Source organism: Fervidicoccus sp., assembly GCF_049967375.1.
GTDB lineage: Archaea > Thermoproteota > Thermoprotei_A > Sulfolobales > Fervidicoccaceae > Fervidicoccus > Fervidicoccus fontis.
Genome location: NZ_JBMFSV010000001.1, coordinates 79060 through 98145, shown reverse-complemented (window position 1 = coordinate 98145; position 19086 = coordinate 79060). Strand labels below are relative to the sequence as shown.

The 19086-nt window shown below is 35.6% G+C and carries 23 protein-coding genes; 11 read left to right on the top strand and 12 right to left on the bottom strand.

Annotated elements, in window-relative coordinates; genetic code table 11:
* Positions 1–77: 77 nt before the first annotated feature.
* From ACP5SL_RS00505 to ACP5SL_RS00495, 3 genes are all read left to right on the top strand, one after another.
* Positions 78–1577, top strand: a complete 1500-nt coding sequence (locus ACP5SL_RS00505; RefSeq protein WP_014557397.1) for a phenylalanine--tRNA ligase subunit alpha — start codon at positions 78–80, stop codon at positions 1575–1577.
* A 15-nt stretch (positions 1578–1592) separates the two neighbouring features.
* On the top strand, positions 1593–3251 hold the full coding sequence (gene pheT / locus ACP5SL_RS00500; RefSeq protein ID WP_193803504.1) for a phenylalanine--tRNA ligase subunit beta: 1659 nt from the start codon (positions 1593–1595) through the stop codon (positions 3249–3251).
* Between the two features lie 68 nt (positions 3252–3319).
* The gene (locus ACP5SL_RS00495) at positions 3320–3622 is read left to right on the top strand and encodes a hypothetical protein (RefSeq protein WP_014557395.1); all 303 of its coding nucleotides are present in this window, start codon (positions 3320–3322) and stop codon (positions 3620–3622) included.
* 74 nt (positions 3623–3696) lie between these two features.
* Here the strand turns inward: ACP5SL_RS00495 and ACP5SL_RS00490 are convergent, their stop codons facing one another.
* From ACP5SL_RS00490 to ACP5SL_RS00480, 3 genes are all read right to left on the bottom strand, one after another.
* A complete protein-coding gene (locus ACP5SL_RS00490) occupies positions 3697–4266 on the bottom strand; it encodes a YkgJ family cysteine cluster protein (RefSeq protein WP_148683476.1) in 570 nt (189 codons plus the stop codon).
* A gap of 224 nt (positions 4267–4490) precedes the next feature.
* Positions 4491–5528, bottom strand: coding sequence for a hypothetical protein (locus ACP5SL_RS00485; RefSeq protein WP_428228013.1), 1038 nt, complete (start codon positions 5526–5528; stop codon positions 4491–4493).
* Complete coding sequence (locus ACP5SL_RS00480; RefSeq protein ID WP_428228012.1) at positions 5510–6403, bottom strand: polyprenyl synthetase family protein; 894 nt, start codon at positions 6401–6403, stop codon at positions 5510–5512. The genes ACP5SL_RS00485 and ACP5SL_RS00480 overlap by 19 nt, the downstream gene beginning before the upstream one ends.
* A 115-nt stretch (positions 6404–6518) precedes the next feature.
* Between ACP5SL_RS00480 and ACP5SL_RS00475 the strand changes: the two genes are divergently transcribed.
* Positions 6519–6932 carry a putative metallopeptidase gene (locus ACP5SL_RS00475; protein ID WP_014557391.1) on the top strand — a complete coding sequence of 138 codons (414 nt, stop codon included), beginning with the start codon at positions 6519–6521 and terminating at the stop codon, positions 6930–6932.
* Positions 6933–6963: 31 nt separating this feature from the next.
* Here the strand turns inward: ACP5SL_RS00475 and ACP5SL_RS00470 are convergent, their stop codons facing one another.
* From ACP5SL_RS00470 to ACP5SL_RS00445, 6 genes are all read right to left on the bottom strand, one after another.
* Positions 6964–7734, bottom strand: a complete 771-nt coding sequence (locus ACP5SL_RS00470) for an ATP/GTP-binding protein (RefSeq protein ID WP_014557390.1) — start codon at positions 7732–7734, stop codon at positions 6964–6966.
* Between the two features lie 17 nt (positions 7735–7751).
* On the bottom strand, positions 7752–8816 hold the full coding sequence (gene amrS / locus ACP5SL_RS00465) for an AmmeMemoRadiSam system radical SAM enzyme (RefSeq protein WP_193803500.1): 1065 nt from the start codon (positions 8814–8816) through the stop codon (positions 7752–7754).
* Positions 8789–9640 carry a hypothetical protein gene (locus tag ACP5SL_RS00460; RefSeq protein WP_428228011.1) on the bottom strand — a complete coding sequence of 284 codons (852 nt, stop codon included), beginning with the start codon at positions 9638–9640 and terminating at the stop codon, positions 8789–8791. The genes amrS and ACP5SL_RS00460 overlap by 28 nt, the downstream gene beginning before the upstream one ends.
* A 4-nt stretch (positions 9641–9644) precedes the next feature.
* Positions 9645–9878 carry a DUF504 domain-containing protein gene (locus tag ACP5SL_RS00455; protein WP_193803499.1) on the bottom strand — a complete coding sequence of 78 codons (234 nt, stop codon included), beginning with the start codon at positions 9876–9878 and terminating at the stop codon, positions 9645–9647.
* A 319-nt stretch (positions 9879–10197) separates the two neighbouring features.
* A complete protein-coding gene (locus ACP5SL_RS00450; RefSeq protein WP_428228010.1) occupies positions 10198–11166 on the bottom strand; it encodes a biotin--[acetyl-CoA-carboxylase] ligase in 969 nt (322 codons plus the stop codon).
* Between the two features lie 108 nt (positions 11167–11274).
* Complete coding sequence (locus tag ACP5SL_RS00445) at positions 11275–11949, bottom strand: phosphoribosyltransferase (protein ID WP_014557385.1); 675 nt, start codon at positions 11947–11949, stop codon at positions 11275–11277.
* Between the two features lie 193 nt (positions 11950–12142).
* Between ACP5SL_RS00445 and ACP5SL_RS00440 the strand changes: the two genes are divergently transcribed.
* Both ACP5SL_RS00440 and ACP5SL_RS00435 read left to right on the top strand, forming a co-directional pair.
* Positions 12143–12982: an S-methyl-5'-thioadenosine phosphorylase gene (locus ACP5SL_RS00440; RefSeq protein WP_014557384.1), complete on the top strand. Its 840-nt coding sequence runs from the start codon at positions 12143–12145 to the stop codon at positions 12980–12982.
* Positions 12952–13887, top strand: coding sequence for a hypothetical protein (locus tag ACP5SL_RS00435; protein WP_428228009.1), 936 nt, complete (start codon positions 12952–12954; stop codon positions 13885–13887). The genes ACP5SL_RS00440 and ACP5SL_RS00435 overlap by 31 nt, the downstream gene beginning before the upstream one ends.
* Here the strand turns inward: ACP5SL_RS00435 and ACP5SL_RS00430 are convergent.
* The gene (locus ACP5SL_RS00430) at positions 13879–14922 is read right to left on the bottom strand and encodes a type II glyceraldehyde-3-phosphate dehydrogenase (protein ID WP_193803498.1); all 1044 of its coding nucleotides are present in this window, start codon (positions 14920–14922) and stop codon (positions 13879–13881) included. The two genes, ACP5SL_RS00435 and ACP5SL_RS00430, sit on opposite strands and share 9 nt — an antisense overlap.
* A 192-nt stretch (positions 14923–15114) precedes the next feature.
* On the opposite strand from ACP5SL_RS00430, the gene ACP5SL_RS00425 reads away from it, so the two are divergent.
* From ACP5SL_RS00425 to ACP5SL_RS00405, 5 genes are all read left to right on the top strand, one after another.
* On the top strand, positions 15115–15714 hold the full coding sequence (locus ACP5SL_RS00425) for a proteasome subunit beta (protein WP_193803497.1): 600 nt from the start codon (positions 15115–15117) through the stop codon (positions 15712–15714).
* Between the two features lie 31 nt (positions 15715–15745).
* The gene (locus ACP5SL_RS00420; RefSeq protein ID WP_158308279.1) at positions 15746–16402 is read left to right on the top strand and encodes an endonuclease V; all 657 of its coding nucleotides are present in this window, start codon (positions 15746–15748) and stop codon (positions 16400–16402) included.
* Positions 16392–17072, top strand: a complete 681-nt coding sequence (locus tag ACP5SL_RS00415; RefSeq protein WP_428228008.1) for a DUF120 domain-containing protein — start codon at positions 16392–16394, stop codon at positions 17070–17072. Before ACP5SL_RS00420 ends, ACP5SL_RS00415 begins: the two co-directional genes overlap by 11 nt.
* A 4-nt stretch (positions 17073–17076) precedes the next feature.
* Entirely contained in the window at positions 17077–17802 is a 726-nt protein-coding gene (locus tag ACP5SL_RS00410) for a rhomboid family intramembrane serine protease (RefSeq protein WP_014557378.1), read from the top strand.
* A gap of 159 nt (positions 17803–17961) precedes the next feature.
* Entirely contained in the window at positions 17962–18468 is a 507-nt protein-coding gene (locus ACP5SL_RS00405; RefSeq protein ID WP_193803494.1) for an AmiS/UreI family transporter, read from the top strand.
* A gap of 35 nt (positions 18469–18503) precedes the next feature.
* Here the strand turns inward: ACP5SL_RS00405 and ACP5SL_RS00400 are convergent, their stop codons facing one another.
* Together ACP5SL_RS00400 and ACP5SL_RS00395 are read right to left on the bottom strand one after the other, a co-directional pair.
* Positions 18504–18656, bottom strand: coding sequence for a hypothetical protein (locus ACP5SL_RS00400; protein WP_193803493.1), 153 nt, complete (start codon positions 18654–18656; stop codon positions 18504–18506).
* Between the two features lie 175 nt (positions 18657–18831).
* The gene (locus tag ACP5SL_RS00395; RefSeq protein WP_193803492.1) at positions 18832–19056 is read right to left on the bottom strand and encodes a hypothetical protein; all 225 of its coding nucleotides are present in this window, start codon (positions 19054–19056) and stop codon (positions 18832–18834) included.
* Positions 19057–19086 lie beyond the last annotated feature (30 nt).

Genomic DNA, 19086 nt, shown 5'->3' with positions numbered 1-19086 from the left:
AAATTGGTTTTTATTAATTATCAGTTAAGTTTGAAAAATCTCAAACTTATATAAATATATGTCTTTTGGCGGTTGTGATGGAAAGTAAGTATGAATTAAGCGATAATGAGCAAAAGGTTGTAAAATTCTTAGCTGATAAAAATGAAGTCTTCAGTATAGAAGAATTAGCTAGCGGTTGCAATATTCCTATCTCCACAGCGAATGCTGTAGTTGAACTTTTAAAATCTAAGGGTTTGGTGAGAGAGGAGGTAAATTATAAGATACAATATAAGTTAACGGAAGAAGGAAAAAAAGTCCTCGAAAAGGGATTTCCGGAAGAAGCATTATTGGATGCTTTAAGAGAAAAACAGGAAATAGATATGAAAGAGCTCGAGAAAAACATAGACAGAAAGATTCTCCCAATTGCGCTTGCTGCAGGGAAGAAGAGAGGTTTAATAGACATAAAAAATGGTAAAGTTAAGTTAATTCCAGAAAAGGTAGAAGAGCTGAAGAAAGACAAAGAAATTCTTTTAAAAATAGAAAGAAGCGAGAGCGTAGAAGGATTTAAAGAAAGAATAGAGATCTTAATAAAGAGAGGTCTTATTGAGAAAAAAATTCTAAAGGAAAGAAAGATCAAGCCTGAAGCTAAGAAAATAAAGGAAGTGCTTGAAAAAGGAGAATCGGTCGTCTCAAAAATAACCTCTTCAATCATTGTGAGCGGCAAATGGAGAGAAGTAAAATTCAAAGAATATAACGTTGAGGCTGAGCCTCCTAAAGTTTATCCCGGTATTCAGCATTTTTACAGCAAATTTATTGAGAAAATTAAAATGATACTTTTAGAGCTTGGATTTAAAGAAGTCTACGGTTCGATAATTGAACAGGAATTTTGGAATTTTGACGTTCTATTTCAAGCTCAGGATCATCCTTCTAGAGAAATACACGATACTTTTTGGATTGATAAAGAAGTAAAGGAAATATTTGCTAGAAAGGAGCTGATCGAGAAGACTAGAGAAGTTCATGAATATGGCGGAAAAACTGGTAGCATCGGATGGAGATATAAGTGGGATCAAGAGGTGGCAAAAAGATTAATACTTAGGACGCAGACTACAGTGGTTTCGGGAAGGACTTTAAGCTTAAGTCCTGAGGCTCCGTTTAGATTTTTTACAATAGGGAAAGTCTTCAGGCCGGATGTTATAGATGCAAGGCATCTACCTGAGTTTTATCAATTTGATGCGATCATATCCGAGAAGGACATGTCATTCAGCAAGTTTTTAGGAATGCTGAAGCTGTTCTTTAAAAAAATGGGATTTGAGGAGCTTATTTTTAAGCCAGCTTACTTCCCGTTTACTGAGCCTAGTGTAGAGGGTTACGTGAAAATTGGTAACTTAGGCTATGTCGAAGTTTTTGGTGCAGGAATGTTCAGGCCAGAGGTGCTTGAAATTTTCGATATAAAACATCCTGTTGGTGCTTGGGGAATGGGCCTGGACAGGCTTGCTATGGCTTTATTGAATCTAAGCGATATAAGAATGCTCTATGACAGAAATTTAGAAAATCTGAGAAATTCCTACTCAAATGCTCTTAAATATTTGAATTACTAAAGGTGTCTTTAGAATATGCCCGTGCTTCAAATTTACAAAAAAAGGTTGGCAAAATTCATAGAAAAAGAATTTTCAGAAGAAGAACTTTCTAATCTTCTTTTCAACTTGAAATCAGAAAGCAGAACTATAGACAATCAGCTTTTAGAAGTCGAAGTTAATAGCGATAGGCCTGATTTATATATAAGTGAAGGTTTGGGAAGGGCTATTAAAGGCTTACTGGGAAAGAAAAAAGGGCTTTTCGAGCCAAATACCTTAATAGATAATATAGAGGTCTTAGCTGAATATGTGCCAAGCAGACCGCAGATTGTAATAGCTACAATTCGAGGAATTTCTCTCGATGACGAAGACATAAAAGAGCTAATCCAGTTTCAGGAAAAGCTTCATTTAACTGTTGGAAGAAAAAGGAAGAAAATGGCTATTGGAATACATGATTTAGATAAGATTCCTGATAGGAAAATAACTTATAAGCTTGCCAGCCTCAATGAAAAAATGAGACCTCTATTTATAGGTAGAAACATGGAGATAAGGGAAGTTCTAAAATCAACAGAGCAAGGAATAAGCTATGGGGAGCTTTCTCTTTACAATGGCAGTCATCCTGCAATCTACTCTGGTAATGAAATAATAAGCCTACCTCCAGTCATAAACTCAGATATTACTAGAATTGAGCCAGGCACAAAAAATCTTTTAATTGACATCACTGGCAACGATTTTTATACCATTTCGAGCACTCTTAATTTGATAACAAGCGTTTTGAATGAAAACCATGGAAGTATAATTGGAAAAGTTGAAATTGTTTATTCTAACGGAAATGAGGAAAGAAAGGTGTTGACCCCTACGCTAGAAAGAAAGCAAATTCGGATCGAAACAGAATATATAATTAAAAATTTAGGCTTCGAGTTGTCATTGAATGACATAACAGAGCTTTTAGAAAAAATGAGGTTTAAAGTTGCTTCTGTTTCTGAAGATAGCATAAATGTAATAGTGCCAGAATACAGAATGGACATTCTGCATAAAGTAGATTTAGTAGAAGATATTGCAATGGCTTACGGGTATAATTCTATACCCTTAGATTTCAAATACACACCTCTGGATGGAAGAATTTCAGATTTAACTGTTGTAGAAAAAATTATAAGAGAAGTAAGCACAGGATTAGGATTTCAAGAAATACTCGGATTTATTCTATCAGGAGATGACGCGTCTGAATTTATAGGAGAAAATGAAGAAGTAATCAGAGTAAAAAATCCGGTTACAGAGACAATGAAAATTATAAGACCTTCAATTATACCTTCGTTACTTTATGCGATTAAAGAAAGTCAACATCTCCAGCTTCCAATTAAGATATTCGAAATCGGAGAATGTGGATATGCGAGCGGTGGAATCCCAATTACTGAAAACAAAGCAGGATATGCAATTGTGAATGAAGGAGCAAGTTTTGAAGAGATGCAATCTCATATATATTCATTGCTAGAAATTCTGAAGCTAAAGCCAATTTCGAAGAGAGAGGAAAAAAGCTTCTTAATTAAGGGGAGAAGCGCATCATTATTTATAGAAAAAGAAAGAATTGGCTATATAGGAGAAGTCCATCCAAGAATATTGGAAATGTTCGGAGTAAAATATCCTGTGGTGGTTGCTGAACTCTGCATTGATAAATTGAAAGAAAAAATGGAGCTCTAGAAAGAGCTTAGCTTTTCTCTTATATAGTTTTCTAATCTTTAATTGAATATTGTGAGGGATGTATTAGAATGAATGCCGAAAAGGAAATAGTTGAAAATAGTTTAGATGTAATATATGAAGACAAAGACCTAGTGGTTATGTTAGCCCCACATGTGGATAAGCTTGAGAACATTATTTTGGAGCTCTTTAAAAATAACTGCAAAGGATTTACTATAAAAGAACTTCACGAATTGCTAAAAGGATTAGCTAGTGAAGAAAAGATCAGAAAGACGGTTTATAAATTTAAGAAAGAAAAAATTATAGTTCTAAACGATGGAGGTAAATATGTTTTAAATACGAACAATACATTTGCTACTTCACTGATCAAATAGTTTACAACTGAAAGCCTCGCCCTTTAGGGTGGGGGGAGGTCAGTTGAAAGCTTGGAAAAATAGAATGAAATAGCTCATATTTCCAGCCATGACGGGTTTTTGTTTTTTGCCTCCTCATAGAGCTCCTCTATTAATTCTAAAAGAGCATTGAGCGGTTCCTTCCCTTCATTAAAGATCTTCTCATAGAGCTTTTTATATTGCCATTCAACCTCATACGCATTTCTTTTGTATATATCCACCGGAAAGTCAATGAACTCTGCATCTTCAGCATACAGTCCAGGGCAATCAGTATCTAAATAAACGTGGTTGCTTTTTGGAGAAATGAGCTTGACAGGATAAAGCCTACATTTAAGCGGTCTGTACTTATAAATTTTACAGAAGGTCTTTCCATTACTATCAAAACCAAGAAATTCGCACCTTCCTGCAATATCTCCTTTTAAGGCTATTACTGGAATTAAGTCAGCAATTATAACATTGGTGAAGATTTTAAGAAATTGAATTGGGTTTACATCGAGATACTTTGACATCCTTATTACATCAAATACCGTTATTGAAACATTAGGACCAGTGCCACAGCATAGCGTGCATCTAGTGCATTTGAATTTAAATTTTTCACCCACCCTTATGTAATTCATATTATTCATATAAAACCACTTTAATTGCGAAATAAATAAGTTAATTTTTTAATCTAGCGAGTTTAAGTATTTTAATTTAATAACGTGAAGATGATGGAAAGCAAACCGTCTGAGAACAAAACAATGATGATGAGCTCTCTCACTGATTCTTTTTATTTAGATTTTAAACTATTCTGTTTTCATGAAAGAGATTTCCACTTTTTAAAACTCCGATAGTGTTAAAGCAAAAGAACTCAGACTTGAAATGTTTTTAATATCAATTTTAGCTTGTTGACATCATTTTCACTGTAGCTTCCTAATCCGATCTTTATCATTATGTCTTTTGGGATACTCCTCATTATTTTGTTCCTCAAAAATGGGGGCATTTGTTTTAAAATAGAAAGTATTTTTCTTTGTATCTTGCTCGTTTTGTAAAGAGTGGAACTTTTAAGATTTTGAATGAATAATTCCTTACTACTAATATTTTCGGAAAAGATTTTCGCCATTTGAATTGACGGTCTTATCCCCTCACCTGTAAGTGGGAGAACACTGCCGACTCCTTCACCAATTGCAAATACATTTTCAGCGGGGAAAAGGATACTATCAACAATTCCTGTGCTTACAATCTGACTTCCTAGTATCTTTTCAGGTTCCATTTTCTCAACAGAACCGATTTTCTTGATAAACTTAATAAGCCTAGCCTTTAAACTGAAAAAATCTTCAAATCCTCCTACACCTATGTTTACTTTCTTTTCTGAATGAGGAAATGCCCAGTAATATCCCATTAATTTTGTATCAAACCAGATTTGAATAATGGAAGGTTCATTCCAATTATAAACGTTTACAGTAGCTTCCACAGCATTGAGTCTTTCTTTTGGCGATCCGTTCCAATAAATCCCCGCGGCTATTACATACAGATCATCTTTCCTTTTACTAAGCTCATCTAAGTTTATTTTTAAATGTTCTCTTTTAACTTCCACGTCACTAACAAGATCTTCAAGAAATTTTTGCTTATTTATTATATATCCCCAATGCGTTCCTGAGATATCTTCATGAAGCAATTTTCCATCAATAAACAATCTATATCCTTTAATTTCATTAATTATGTGCTCATTTTCAAGTTTTATCAAATCTTTAATTGAAGCTGGTACAGCCATTCCGCACGGTTTGCTCCCGAGGATTTTTGATGATTCATAAACTGTAATATTGCTATAGCCTAGGGAAGAGAGAAAAAATGCAAGGCTAGCTCCTGCTGGACCCGCACCTATTATATTTATTCTACTAAATTCCATTTCAAGTTTCCCTCTTCCAAAATCTTGTCGACAATATAGATTGGTAACTCTTTCAGTATAAGCGTCAGGTCTTTATCATTAATACCATTTATAGCGGTAATAGCTGAGTTATAAAATTCATTTAATTTCTTAAAAACCATTAGTTTAAGTTCTTCCCATGAGATCAAATTGCTGGCACCAAGCCAATTTAGCATCTTTATTAAAAATAAAGGCTTTTCTTCATTTTTATTTTCAATATATTTCTTAGCATCAACCAAGTCATCGCTAATCTGGTACAGATAACCCAGATATAAACCGTATCTTTCAAATACATTTATAAGATCTTCTCTATTTGAAGCTATTGCGGCTAAGTCAAGACTAAGCTGAAACAGACTTGAGGTTTTATATTCGATAGTTTTCAGATAAGAAGAACTTTCATCGAAAACATCATAGATTTCCCCCATAGTCACCTTCAGCCACGTCTCTATTACCTTCTTTACAGCTGAAGTTCCCAAATAAGAAACTTCCTTAATTGCAATAGGTATTAATAAGTTGCTTACAAGAACTGTTTTAGAAATTCCTTTAGCAACCCATACCGAAGGCCTACCTCTTCTTTTTACATCCTGATCGATTATGTCATCAATTGCTAAGCTGCAAGAGTGCACCAATTCCAATGCAACAGCTGCCCTCACCGCTCTGTTGTAGTCATTTACTAAAACATCAGTAATGAAGAGAGTTAGGAGACCTCTAAGCCTTTTCCCGCCTTCTACTATATATTTGGATACATCAATGGCATTGGCTTCTACATGCTCTTCCAATAACTCGCTGATCTTTTTGTCCAAAAGTGTTTTTTTATCTTCAAAGAAGGCTTCCAAATTATTGCGAAAGTTTATCAATATTAATTTCACCAGCCAATTATCACAAAGTGATTTTCATATAATTTTTCCATTTAATAAAAAAGAAATTACCTCCATTAAATTTTTTATTATAATAAATTAAGATGTGAGCGTAATGATAAAATACAAAAGATGCTATGAGATCAGAGAAGTTGCAAAAGGGATTGCTTTGGATTCTGATTTAAAAATAAATTTTAACAACATTGCATTTGTCGTTTCGCATGGAGCAAAATCAAATGCGTATGCAAGGATATACGGTCTATCAAAAGCTATCCAAATAGGACACGTCCTTCCACCTTTATATACCATAGAATTTTTGTGTAACAAAATAAAATCTTTGAATGAAAGAGAAATTACTGGAGTCTTAATTCATGAATTTCTGCACATTCCATATAACATGTCCGGAGGCTTGAGACCTCACGGAAATATAGTAAATTCTAAAAATGTGAAGATCCTCCTCAACAGAGTTTCAGAAGATAAAATGGCTAAGTTTTATTCCTTAATAAAAAAATGTTGTTCAGAAAGTTAGTATTTTGCCTTCAGCAAACGAAAATAAAAAATTAGAGATTTGTTTCTATTTCATCTAAATTGGAAATAAGGTTTTGAATTGAGGCGAAGAGTTCATCTAACCCCTCTCCAGTTGTGCTTGAAACAGGTATAAAATCAATGCCTTCCTCGATAAGAAAGTCAGCAATACTGTTGATATAGTCATGATATTTCGGATCTCCCTTATCTATGACTTTTTCTTTTAATAATTCAGGAGACTCCTTTAAAGTCAATAATTCTTCCAATAGCTCCGGAGAGAGGAGATCGATCTTGGATATTGCATTTATTTGAGGGAAATAATGCCTGATTCTTATGCTGTGACTAAGCATGAGTATTGAGAGAAAGTTTTCAACTGAAGCTGTAAAATTTGCATCCATTAAAAAAACTACAGCTGTCCGATTTTTGGAAGAGAGTCTATCTACAATTAGAGGACCTGTACTCCTAAAGCTGAAAAGTTCGAGCTGACCAGGCATATCAATGAGCACATACTCACCTTCAATTTCCATAAGTTCTTTCTTTATATCTTCAAGCTTTCCATAAAGGAGATCCATGCTAGCAAGCAGAGCGCCATTAGGTCCTAAAGAATACTTCTTTGCTACCTCTCTGGCGTCTACATAGTTTCTAACATCAATATCTGGATCATAAGGAAGGTATTCTACTGCGGGATCTAAATTAACCTTTACATTGTCTATTCCTTGAGAAGAAAGCCAGTCAGAAAAAGTCGCAGTTAATGTTGTTTTCCCGCTTCCAGCAGGACCCATAAAAACAACATATTTGCATTCCATCATTTCCCACCAGTTGATTATAATATTATGTTTGTCTTATATCCGCAGTATTTGCATCTCCCGTCTTCTGTGAGATTTATTTTTCCTATATAAAAACCTTCCCTCTCAATAAGAACTTTTCCGCATGATGGGCAGTATGTATTTTCAAGCCCGTGTCCGGGAACATTGCCTATGTATACATATTTTAGTCCATTATTTTTAGCTATTTCTGCAAATTTTTCTAAAGTCTTTACAGGGGTTATAGGCAGATAATTCAGCTTGTATTGGGGATAAAATCTTAATATATGGAAAGGTGTCTCATCGCCGAGGTTTTCCACGATCCACTTTGTAAGCTTATCAATATCTTCTTCTCTATCACCGATTTTGGGAACTACGAGATCAGTTATTTCAATGTGAATTTTCTTCTCTTTCATGAGAGTTAAGGTGTCAAAAATAGGTGAGGGATCTGGCACTCCCATATATTTCTGATAAAACTCTTTATTTCCGCTGCCCTTAAAATCAACAGTTGCTGCATCCATATACGGAGAAATCTCCTCTAAAGCATATTCGCTTATATATCCATTTGTAACCATTGTATTGAAGAGCGCCTTCTGCTTGGCTATTTTTGCGACATCATACATATATTCATAAAATACTGTAGGCTCATTATAAGTATATGAAATTCCATCTGCCCTATTTGATAATGCTATATTAACTATTTCTTCAGGTTCGTAATAGTTTCCGTAAAGTCCTTCCTCCAACCTCGACTGGCTTATTTCCCAGTTCTGACAAAATTGACAGAAGAAGTTACACCCAACGGTAGAAATTGAAAGAACCGAGGAGCCTGGTTTAAAGTGAAACAAGGGCTTCTTCTCTATTGGATCAATAGCAACAGCTGTAAGAAGACCGTAGACTAATGTATAAAGCTTTCCATCTATATTCTTTCTTACACCGCATGCTCCATAGCTATTATTAGGTATTTCGCAATACCTCTTGCAAAGCTTGCATTTTACAGTTTTCTCTTTTCCTTCTACCTGATCCCAAAACTTTGCAACTCTTAAATTTTGAGAATTATTTAAGGGAGTTCTATATTCATCAACCAATTTATTTCGACCTTCTTGCTCACAAAAGTTTTACTTATGTTATATTTTTTCAGAGGCGACTTATATAGTATTTTATAACCACAGAAAGGGCAATTCTCCCCATTAAGGTTGTTTTTCATGAGGTTTTCTTCATGCCTGGTAACTACAACATTTCTGCATTTTTGGCATCTCGTGGCGAAATAATTGATAGATTTTCCCGTGTGGTCATGAAAGTATGTATTTAGAGAGATACTCATTATTTTATTAATTTCTTCTTTGCTCATTTCATCGATCCAGTTGTATATATGAACGGGAAATTCAAATTCATTAAAGTGATCTAGCAGAAGATCAACAATAGCTTTATCACCTTTATTTTCGAGAAAAACTTGCAACTCTGTGGCTTCTTTCTTTAGATTTGAAAATTCTATGCACCTTTCGATTTTTTCTATGTTTTTATATATAATACTTGCATTGAAGATTTTAGGCGCATAATAGCCTGCTGTAGAACTGCTAAAATTCTCATCGATTTTATGGCAGGAATAGCTTATTCCAACATCTATATTCATTTTTTTAATAAGTTCAATAGATCTTAAGATCCATTCATGTTTTAAAGGATTGCTTCCATTGAACATGATAAGCCTCGGGTTATACCTTCTTGCCAAATTTCCTACCTCTTCACTTGTTAGCTCATCTTTAATTTTGCTAAACATGCTCCAGGGCAAATTTCTTCCTTTCTCCGTTTCCTCATAGTCGTCAATCAATATTTCCACGACCCTTTGACTTATAGAATAGTGGAAAAGCCCCGCTTTTTCATTAGATGTAAGGAAAGCACCAGCAAAAGACAAAATCTCACCCCTTTCTCTCTAGAATGACTTCACCCTTAAAGGTTATTTTTCTGATCCTGTGAATAGGAATTTGCGAGCCATCAAGAAGGATAAGAAATCCGAACTCATTTACATCGGTTATCTCATTTCCTCTAATTTCTCTTAAGGTTGACTTTTTTCTGTCAAGAGCATAGAAGACATATTCTTTCTTTTCCTTCGACAAAAGAGCTTTTTTTACTATACTATAAATGTTGTTCATTTTCTACACTATTTTTACGCTACAATATTTTTATAGTATAAAGAGCCTTAAATATCTCTGATTTCTTCTCATCAGGAATAAGTCCTTTAGAGCGATTCATAAATTTCATGTGTCTATTCGGTTTTTACATATTTCATATGCATGGCAGTAAGAACGATCAGAGATCCACTTCTGGATCGTTTCTGGATTGCTAATCTCTCATCTATTTCTTTGGGACAATTCTTTATTCAATACATGTATCGTTTTAATACTTATCATCGATAGAAAAACTACAGCATTTTTATTCCCCCTTAAAGACAAAGATTTCAGCCTCATTTTTTCAAAACCTCAAATGAAAAACGTCTCCAGCATAAAATTTTCCTATTTTCCCATTTTCTAAATTTACAACGAGCGAACCATCAGTGTCAATATCTACAGCCGTTCCATATACGATTTCATCACGATTTTCTATTCGAACTTTTCTCCCTATGGTCAACGAGCGTAGCTTCCAATCGCTTATTATAGCTTCAACTCTGCCTTCAATTATTTTTTTATACTCCCAGCCGAACAGATACAAAATCCTACCAAGGAGAGGAAGCGCTGGAATATTGCGTCCGTATATCTGCTTAAGGCTAATAGCTTGAGCTTTAAGCTCGTTTGGCAATTCATTATTTGCATTAAGCCCAACTCCCACAATTACATAATCAAGCCTATCATCTGTAATTTTAGCTTCACTGAGAATTCCGCAGATTTTTTTCTCATTAATCAAAACATCATTCGGCCATTTAAGCCCTGATTTAATATTCAAAACGTCTTCAATAGCAATAGATACAGAGGCTCCCATTGCTAGAGAAATTAAATTTATCCATTCAAGAGACGGAGGTCTTAAAATTAAAGAAAACCAAATACCGCCTTTTGGTGCATGCCATTTTCTTCCAAACCTGCCCCTGGCATTTTTTATCTCTTCGCACAATACTAAATTGCCCTCTTCAGCTCCATTCTTCGCAATTTCTTCCGCAATTTCCTGAGAGCCATCGCATTCTTCATAAAAAATCACATTATAATTTATAAATGTATTCATCCTCTTTAAATATAGAGCAATTAAGCTGAAATCAGAACTTGAAGGAATTTTGAATTTGTTGTCTTCCGAATTTATAAATAGCCCAATCTCATTTAGCTTTTTTATCTTTTCAATAATATTGCTTGGAGGAAGGCTGAAAACATCTGATAATTCATCTATACTTGCCTCTCCTTTTTCTGCTAAATATTTAAATATAGAAACCTCGTAATTCAAAGCTTTTTCGTTCATTTCTACCGACTCGAGTTTATCTTTGCTTCATCAAGTTTTAAATTTACAGTGATTATTAAAAGAACGAAGTAAAGAAGTTTTGAAGATGAATAAAATAACATATATTGCCTAAATTGTATATTGTTTCTTAATTTTGACTTCTCCGTTTTCGTGATAAAATATACCTCTTCTTATTCCCTCTTCAATTACCTGGTTCAGCTCTATAGGCGGGTCAATGCCATATGCTTCTTTAAATCCTTTTGATATTTCATCAACGCTCCACTTTCTGAAAGGATCTGACTGAAGGATCTTTTTCACTAAATTTATAGAATCTTCCATGTAGTTCCACGGATACAAATACCATATCCAGTCCTTTACATCATCTATGTAATAATCAGGCTTATACTTTGCGACGCTGCTTATATATTGCATCGTAGCAGTTTTTATTTCTAAAGGTCTACTTTTTTCTGTAATGTGCTCTTTAGCAACGACTATGCTTTTACCTGTGTCGCATATATCATCAACTAGCAAGACTCTCTTTGATGAAAGGTCCGTATTAAATGAATATTTGACAGTTGCGTTTTCGGTATGAGCCGCAGTTTCTATCCAATGTTCAATTTTTATGGACAAAAGATCAAGAACTCCTAAATAATCACATAAAATTCTCGCAGTGACAACCCCTCCTCTAGCTATTGCAATTATCACATCCGGCTGGTATCCAGAATCAATAATTTTTCTTGCAAGGTCTCTTGACCAACTTTCAACTTCGCTCCATGTTACCAGCTTTATCGGGATCTTCACCATTAAAAATCACCATAAAACAATAACAACAGATGTTATATTTTAATTTCGGCATATTTTTCGCGAAAAATTGGTAATTTAACATTTGCATTTTCAGTTTTTTAATTAAAAATTTAGCTTCTTTAAGCAATGTGATACCCTAAATTTAATTATTAATATAGTTGAGTTATAAAAAATAAAAAAAGAGGTGTTATACTTGGAAAACTGGTTAAATAAAACTTCTTCAAAAATTAAGGAAAAGGCAGATATTGCCATTATAGGCGGTAGCGGGCTTTATTCTGCGGAATTTTTAGAAGATGCAAAGGAATTATTGATCAATACCCCCTATGGAGCTCCGAGCGATGCCTTTACAATAGGCACTCTGAAAGGCAAAAAAGTAGCTTTCCTTCCAAGGCATGGAAAGGGTCATAGAATACCGCCTCACAAGATAAATTATAGGGCAAATATTTGGGCAATAAAGCAGCTTGGTGCAAAGTGGGTTCTGAGCGTTAGTGCCGTTGGGAGTTTAAGAACAGATGTGAAGCCTGGAGATTTTATAGTACCGGATCAATTTATCGATTTTACAAAGAGTAGGGAATATACATTCTTCGACGGACCTAGAGTTGCTCATGTAAGCATGGCTTATCCCTTTTGCGAGTCGCTTAGAAGAAAAGTAGTAGAAACCGCAAGAAAACTTAATATAAATATACATACTAAAGGCACATATGTATGTATTGAGGGACCGAGATTCAGTACTTTTGCTGAGAGCAGGATATGGAAAGAAGTATTTAAAGCAGATATAGTTGGAATGACATTAGTGCCAGAGGTAAACCTAGCATGCGAAATGGAGCTGTGCTATGCAACACTAGCAATGATAACAGACTACGATGTCTGGGCGGAAAGACCAGTTACTGCTGATGAGGTTGAAAGAGTTATGTCAGAAAATGTTAAAAAAGCCAGAGAGATTTTATATAACTTAATACCGGAGCTTCCCGAAAATCCAGAAGAAAACGGAGGATGTAGCTGTTGCAGGAGTCTAAACACGGCGCTTCTGTAAATTTTGATGAAAAAGAAACGATAAGCATTTTGAATGATGCGGTAAAAAAATCGAAGGAAATTTTCAACAGGGTTTTTGATTTTTTAAAAGAAGGCAATATAATCATCTCATATTCTGGATATGGGGTAATTCCTGCAACAATTTTTTTCAACTATTTGAGGGTTTTAACCCAGGAGGCAAGATTTGAGCTCGTTCCGTCTACTGAGCTGTATTTAAACGTAATTCCCTATAGAGAGAGTACATTCAAGATTTTTTATATTATGGCAAGCCTAAAAGAAAGAAACCAGTTTGCTAGACTCGCAAGCTCTTCTTCAGTTATGCTCGTTCCCTCATTATTCCTCATACCATATAGAGATGATCCGGTAATTTCAAGATGGATAAATGAGGAGAATTCTATAGAGATAGATGCAAGGGAAAACCAAATTCTGTATTCCTCTATACTTGCATCTTTATTGGGAATTGAGGTCGCAAAAGAGCTGACAAATAGAAGCGATATGAGAATTTCAAATGCAAAAAGAGATTTAGAAAGCTTGTCGGAAGGCTTTTCATTTATTTCGGAAAGATATGCTGAATATTTAGAATCTATAAAAGAGCTTGAAAGTTCTGGGGAATCTTGCGACGTAATCTATACGCCTTCTCTGGAGCCGGGAGCAATTTATCTAATGTATATCCTTCAGGAAAAGGGAATTGCCTGCAGGTTGCTTAGGGGTGATATAGCGATAGGAATGCAGGACATACAAAGAAGAAATATTCTTTTAAGCACTACGGTAGAAGAGGATATAGCAAAAGAGATAATGTTTAGATTTAAGTTGAATAGTAATGAAAAAAGCATTAAAATCGTATTTAATACCGATCCATTGCTGGCTCAATTATATTCCGTGATCCTTTTTTCCTTTCTAATATAAACTTTTAGTTATGTTAAGTGTCTTATCAGTCTTCTGTATGCTTTTCTCAGGTTCTTCTTCTATTTCAAGTGACGCTCTAATAGCATCAATGCTTTCCGGAACGACTATGCTCTCGTTTCCAGTGGCCCATATAAGGTAAAGCTCATTATCTTCTACTTTCATCAGATCGCTCCAGACAGGAACCTCATAAAGGTCCCCCCTTGGTCTGTTCAAATCCCTTGAAAGCTCAAAAACGCTGTTGAGCCCCATCAGACCATCTTTATATGCGATCAGCGATACCCTCGGCTCCGCATTAAGAACATTCAATACTTCATCCTTACTGATAGGTCTGTTAAATTCAATGAAACCGGAATGCATATGAAAGAGATTATGCGATCCCTTGAATGCCATTGTTACTATGTTTAAGTTCTTTACAACAGTCTTAACATCAGGTCCATGGTGGCTCGGTATGCTTGATTCCGGTACCACAGTGTTCATTATACCAGTGCTGTGGCTCTCCCAAACATCTACGGCCCTTCTTATGATAGAAACTCTCGCTTTTTTTATTCCAATTTTTTCATGGAGCCCTCCTATAACTCTACCTATTGCAGTTGTATTGCAACTTACAACTCTTATAAACTTCTTGCCTAATGCTTCTCTGTAGTTTCTCTGCGCAATAAAGCTCACATCTACAATCTCAGCCTTTTCTCCTCCTTGAAAAATTGCATTGACACCATACTTTTTATAAAGAGTCTCTTTATTCCTAGCACCAATATCCTTTGGAGTGGCGTCTACTACGATATCGACGGCCCCACTTTTTAGTAAGCTCTCTACAGTATCCTCGACCTTTATTCCTGACTTTTCCATTTTCTCCTTCGCATCATTCCCAACAGCGTAAACATTTATCCCCTTCTTTTGCGCGAGTTTTATCCTCCAATCCGAAGAAACATCACCAACTCCGACAAGCTTCATGTCGTCCTGGAGAACAACTGCATCAGCAACTCTTTTCCCTATGACTCCGTAGCCCATAACTAAAACTCTTGCAAAAGACTTCATTTTTAAAACCTCCTTCCAACAAATAGAATATTATACTGAATTAGTTTTATTTTTTTCTAACCGGGCGCAACTAATTTTTTTGAATTCATAATGTAAAATATCACGTTAAACAATACAAAAATTATTTTAGTTGGTATAATGTGAAATGATAATAACATATAGCGTTAAAAATATTATATAAGGTGCATTTAAATGGTTGAAACTTTTCAGGGGGCAACGGTAGTCGGTTTAAAATTCTCAAATGGCGCCGTTATTGCAGGAGAAGAGAGGATGACCTATGGAACTTTTATAATGAGCAGCCAGGCAAAAAAGGTATATTTAATTAACGAGAGGCTTGGGGCTGGAACTGCGGGCTTGATGGGAGATACGCAGAACATAATTCGAATTTTCAGGGAGGAAATAAGGTATTACGAAACAGAAATAAAAAGCAAAATGTCTACAAAGAGCGCAGCAAAGTTGCTTTCGAATATACTTTATTCTTATAGGGGGTTTCCGCTTTATGGAGAATTCATTCTAGCCGGGATTGATGATAAAAAGCCAACATTGGTAGTTTTAGATCCTGCAGGTTCAGTGCTTGAAGATGAATATATGGCAATTGGAACGGGCGGTCCGGTTGCAATAGGTGTTTTAGAGGAGCTATATCAACAGAATATAGATGAAAAGACTGCTATTGACCTCGCAATAAGGGCTGTGAAGCAGGGAGTAAGAAGGGATGCGATGTCAGGAGGATCAATAGACTACGTAGTAATCAGCGACAGGGGATCTTATGAGGGTTCCGTAAAGCAGATTTAGTTTTTTAATAATTTAATTAGTGGATATGTTTATGAAGCGAAGGTTCTCGATAAAAAAAGCGAAGGCATCACAGCTTTTGTTTAAAGAAAAAGCATTCGCTCAACTATCTTTAATCAAAACATACTTATCGGACAATATAAACATAGCTGCTGTAGATTGTGCCTTCACAAAGGGAAAAGAAATTATCGCTTCTGCAGTCGCATACAGAAGGGAAGAGAATGATGCGTTCTTCGTGGCTATTAGAGACAAGATCAGAATCCCGTATATACCTGGATTCCTCGGATTTAGAGAAGTTCCCGTGGCAGCTGCTGCAGTGTCTATTTTAAGAGATTTTGTTGACATCGATCTGCTCCTCGTGGATGGCCACGGCATCGCTCATCCGAGATTTTCTGGTTCTGCGACACATTTGGGATTAGCTCTAGATATTCCAACTATTGGCGTGGCGAAGAGTTTGCTTGTTTACGACAAGATCGATGAAGAGGGAAATTTTTTCTATAAAGGCATTCTCATCGGAAAAATATTAAGCTATCCGGAAAATGCAAGGAAACTTTATATAAGTCCAGGCTATAAGATACCTCTCGAAAAAGCTTTTGAAATTGTTAAAAATTTGAGAAAGAAACCCGGGTTACCGTTTCCTCTTAATTATGCAGATAAAATAAGCAAGAAGGTTGCTAAAGATGAATTATGAGGATGCAAGATTTGGTATGTTGCTAATCTTAATATTTGATGGCAAAAAAAGGATTAGAACAACCCAAAAAGCTCTATCTGAAAAAATCGGTCTTAGTCAGCAGAGCATATCCAGAATTTTGAGAGAGCTGGAAGCTCAAGGTATTATTTATAGGATCGTAGAGGGGAAAGGAGAATATTTGGAAATCACGGAAAAAGGTCTAAAGCTTGTTGAGACTTTATGGAGCAAAGCTGAAAGCATAGTAAAAGAGGAAAAGGATGTTTTGATTCTGGAAGGAGAGATCGTTGAAGGACTGGGAGAGGGCAGGTTCTACATAAAATTGCCATATTACTCAAAGAAAATACAGGAGCTAGTCGGTTTCGTTCCATATCCAGGGACTCTGAATGTTAGACTTAAGGGGGAAAGCGTTTTGAAGAGAGCATTTTTGAATCCAGAAAAGGGATTGAGGATAGAAGGGTTTAGAAATGAGGAAAGGTATTACGGAGGGGCAACGCTATTTCCCGTTAAAGTAAACGGATATGAGAAAGCCGCGATAATAATCCCAGACAGGACTAGTCATGAGAAGGATATAATTGAAATAGTTGCACCCGATTATCTGAGGGGAGAACTCGGGCTGAAGAATGGATCAAAGGTAGTGTTAGAGGTTAAGACGAAGAGCGTAGGACAGTGAGACTTTGCTTCCTGCAACAAATAGCGAAAAAATTACAGAAAGACCAATTGTGAATGAAATTTTGATCTTCGTAAACATTGGGATCTTCGTGGTCACGTATTTCTTCCCATGGGTGATTTTGCCAAACGCTACAAGCATCAATGATATAATAGAGTTTTTTGGGATAACGCCGTATTACATTATTAATGGAGAGAGACTCTGGACCATATTCACAGCTATGTTTATACATACAGATATTGTACATGTATTGGGCAATATGCTTTTTCTTTACATATTTGGTGACAGTATAGAAATTGCTTTAGGTAAAGTGAAGTACTTACTATTTTACTTTCTTAGCGGTACAGGGGCCGCACTGTTTTACGTAACTAGTATAACATTAGTTCATGTTCCTGAAACTTCAAGCATAATTTCACAAATGAACAACCCTTGGCTTATACCAGCGGTTGGAGCGAGCGGAGCGATAAGCGGAGTCCTTGGAGCATATATCATGCTTTATCCAAGCTCCATGGTTAAGACATTGACCCTCTGGTTCTGGGCGCCTGTAGTTATAAACTTTCCTGCAATAATTTTCATTGTCATATGGTTTATTTATCAGCTCGTCTTAGCTGTGTTAACCACTTTTTCTGCTGTATATACAGGAATAGCATTTTGGGCACATGTCGGGGGGTTTCTCACAGGAATAGCGGTGATCCCTTTTTTCGCTAGAAAAAAGTTCATCAAAGCTTTCTAATAGCTGATTTCTCCTCCACACTTGGACAAGGTGTCCAGTTGTAAGAACAACTTGATAAGAAATTTTCTCCATTTTAATCGAAAAATTTTTATAGAATAAAAATATAGAAAATGAAAATTTAAATAAAAGTTTTCTATAATAATATTATAAGTGATAAAAATGCAGTGGGTTGAATCTTTAGTAGGAATGATTTTATATTTGTTTGGAGCAAACTTCTTTGTGCTGGGAATGTCACTTATAAGCAACAAGCCAGACCTCAAGTCTTCAGGGGTTTTTTGTGAGGCTGCGGCAATTTTCAACGTAGTTGCCGCTTTATATGCAGCAACCGCACTAAATTTAGGAACAACCGCAACTTTTGCTTTAACCTTTGGAGTAATATGGGTTGCGTTAGGAATTATTTTAATTAAAGGGTATGGGTTAACTCCCGTAGGAGACTACTCCTTGTATGCAGCAATTGGTATGATTTGGTTCCTCTACGCCTTTATTGCGCTAGTTCATAACTACCTCTTCGCGTATGCGACAACATTATATATAATAACATTTATTGCTATATTTCTGATGACCAGAGGAAAAGTTTCTTTAAAAGCATTAGGCTGGCTTCTAATAGTATTTGGAATAATCGGCGTGCTAGTACCAGCTTTAATGCTATTTATGGGACTAGCCTAATTTAAATATTTTTTTACAACTGAAACCCTCGCCCTTTAGAGCGGGGAGAAGGTCAGAACATCTCCTGATGCATATATCCCATCCGCTCCAGTTGCAACGGCATTCACTTTCCCAATGAAATAATGAACTGAGCTGTGTAAAATAACCTCGGCATCGGCAATTTTTCCGTAGCTTTTCCTTAGCTTCATTTAGCTCTAAGTTCGGCTCAGATTCAACTATATATTTTCTTAACATTTGAATTTTTGAGAAAATTGAAAACATTAGATGAAAAGCTTATTGTCATAACAGATGTGGCGTTGATCTTAGTCTTAGAAAAGTATTCTGAAGCTTTTTTTGTATTTTTCCAGCATTTCTAAAGCTCTATTAAAACCGATTCCTTTTTTCCTCAGCCTTTTCTAGCGATTCAATCACATTTTGGATAGAGGCCATCCCGGGTCTTATCTTAATTAATTCATTTGCAAGCTTTTTATCGAAAAACCCAGCTTTTTTAAATACTTCAACCATTTTTTCATAATACCATGAAGCACCATGAATGTGGTCTTCCTTCATTTCTTGAAGAATTTTCTTGGTTTCCTCTTCCTCTTTCATTTTTCCTCAACCGCTCTCTCAATTTAATTA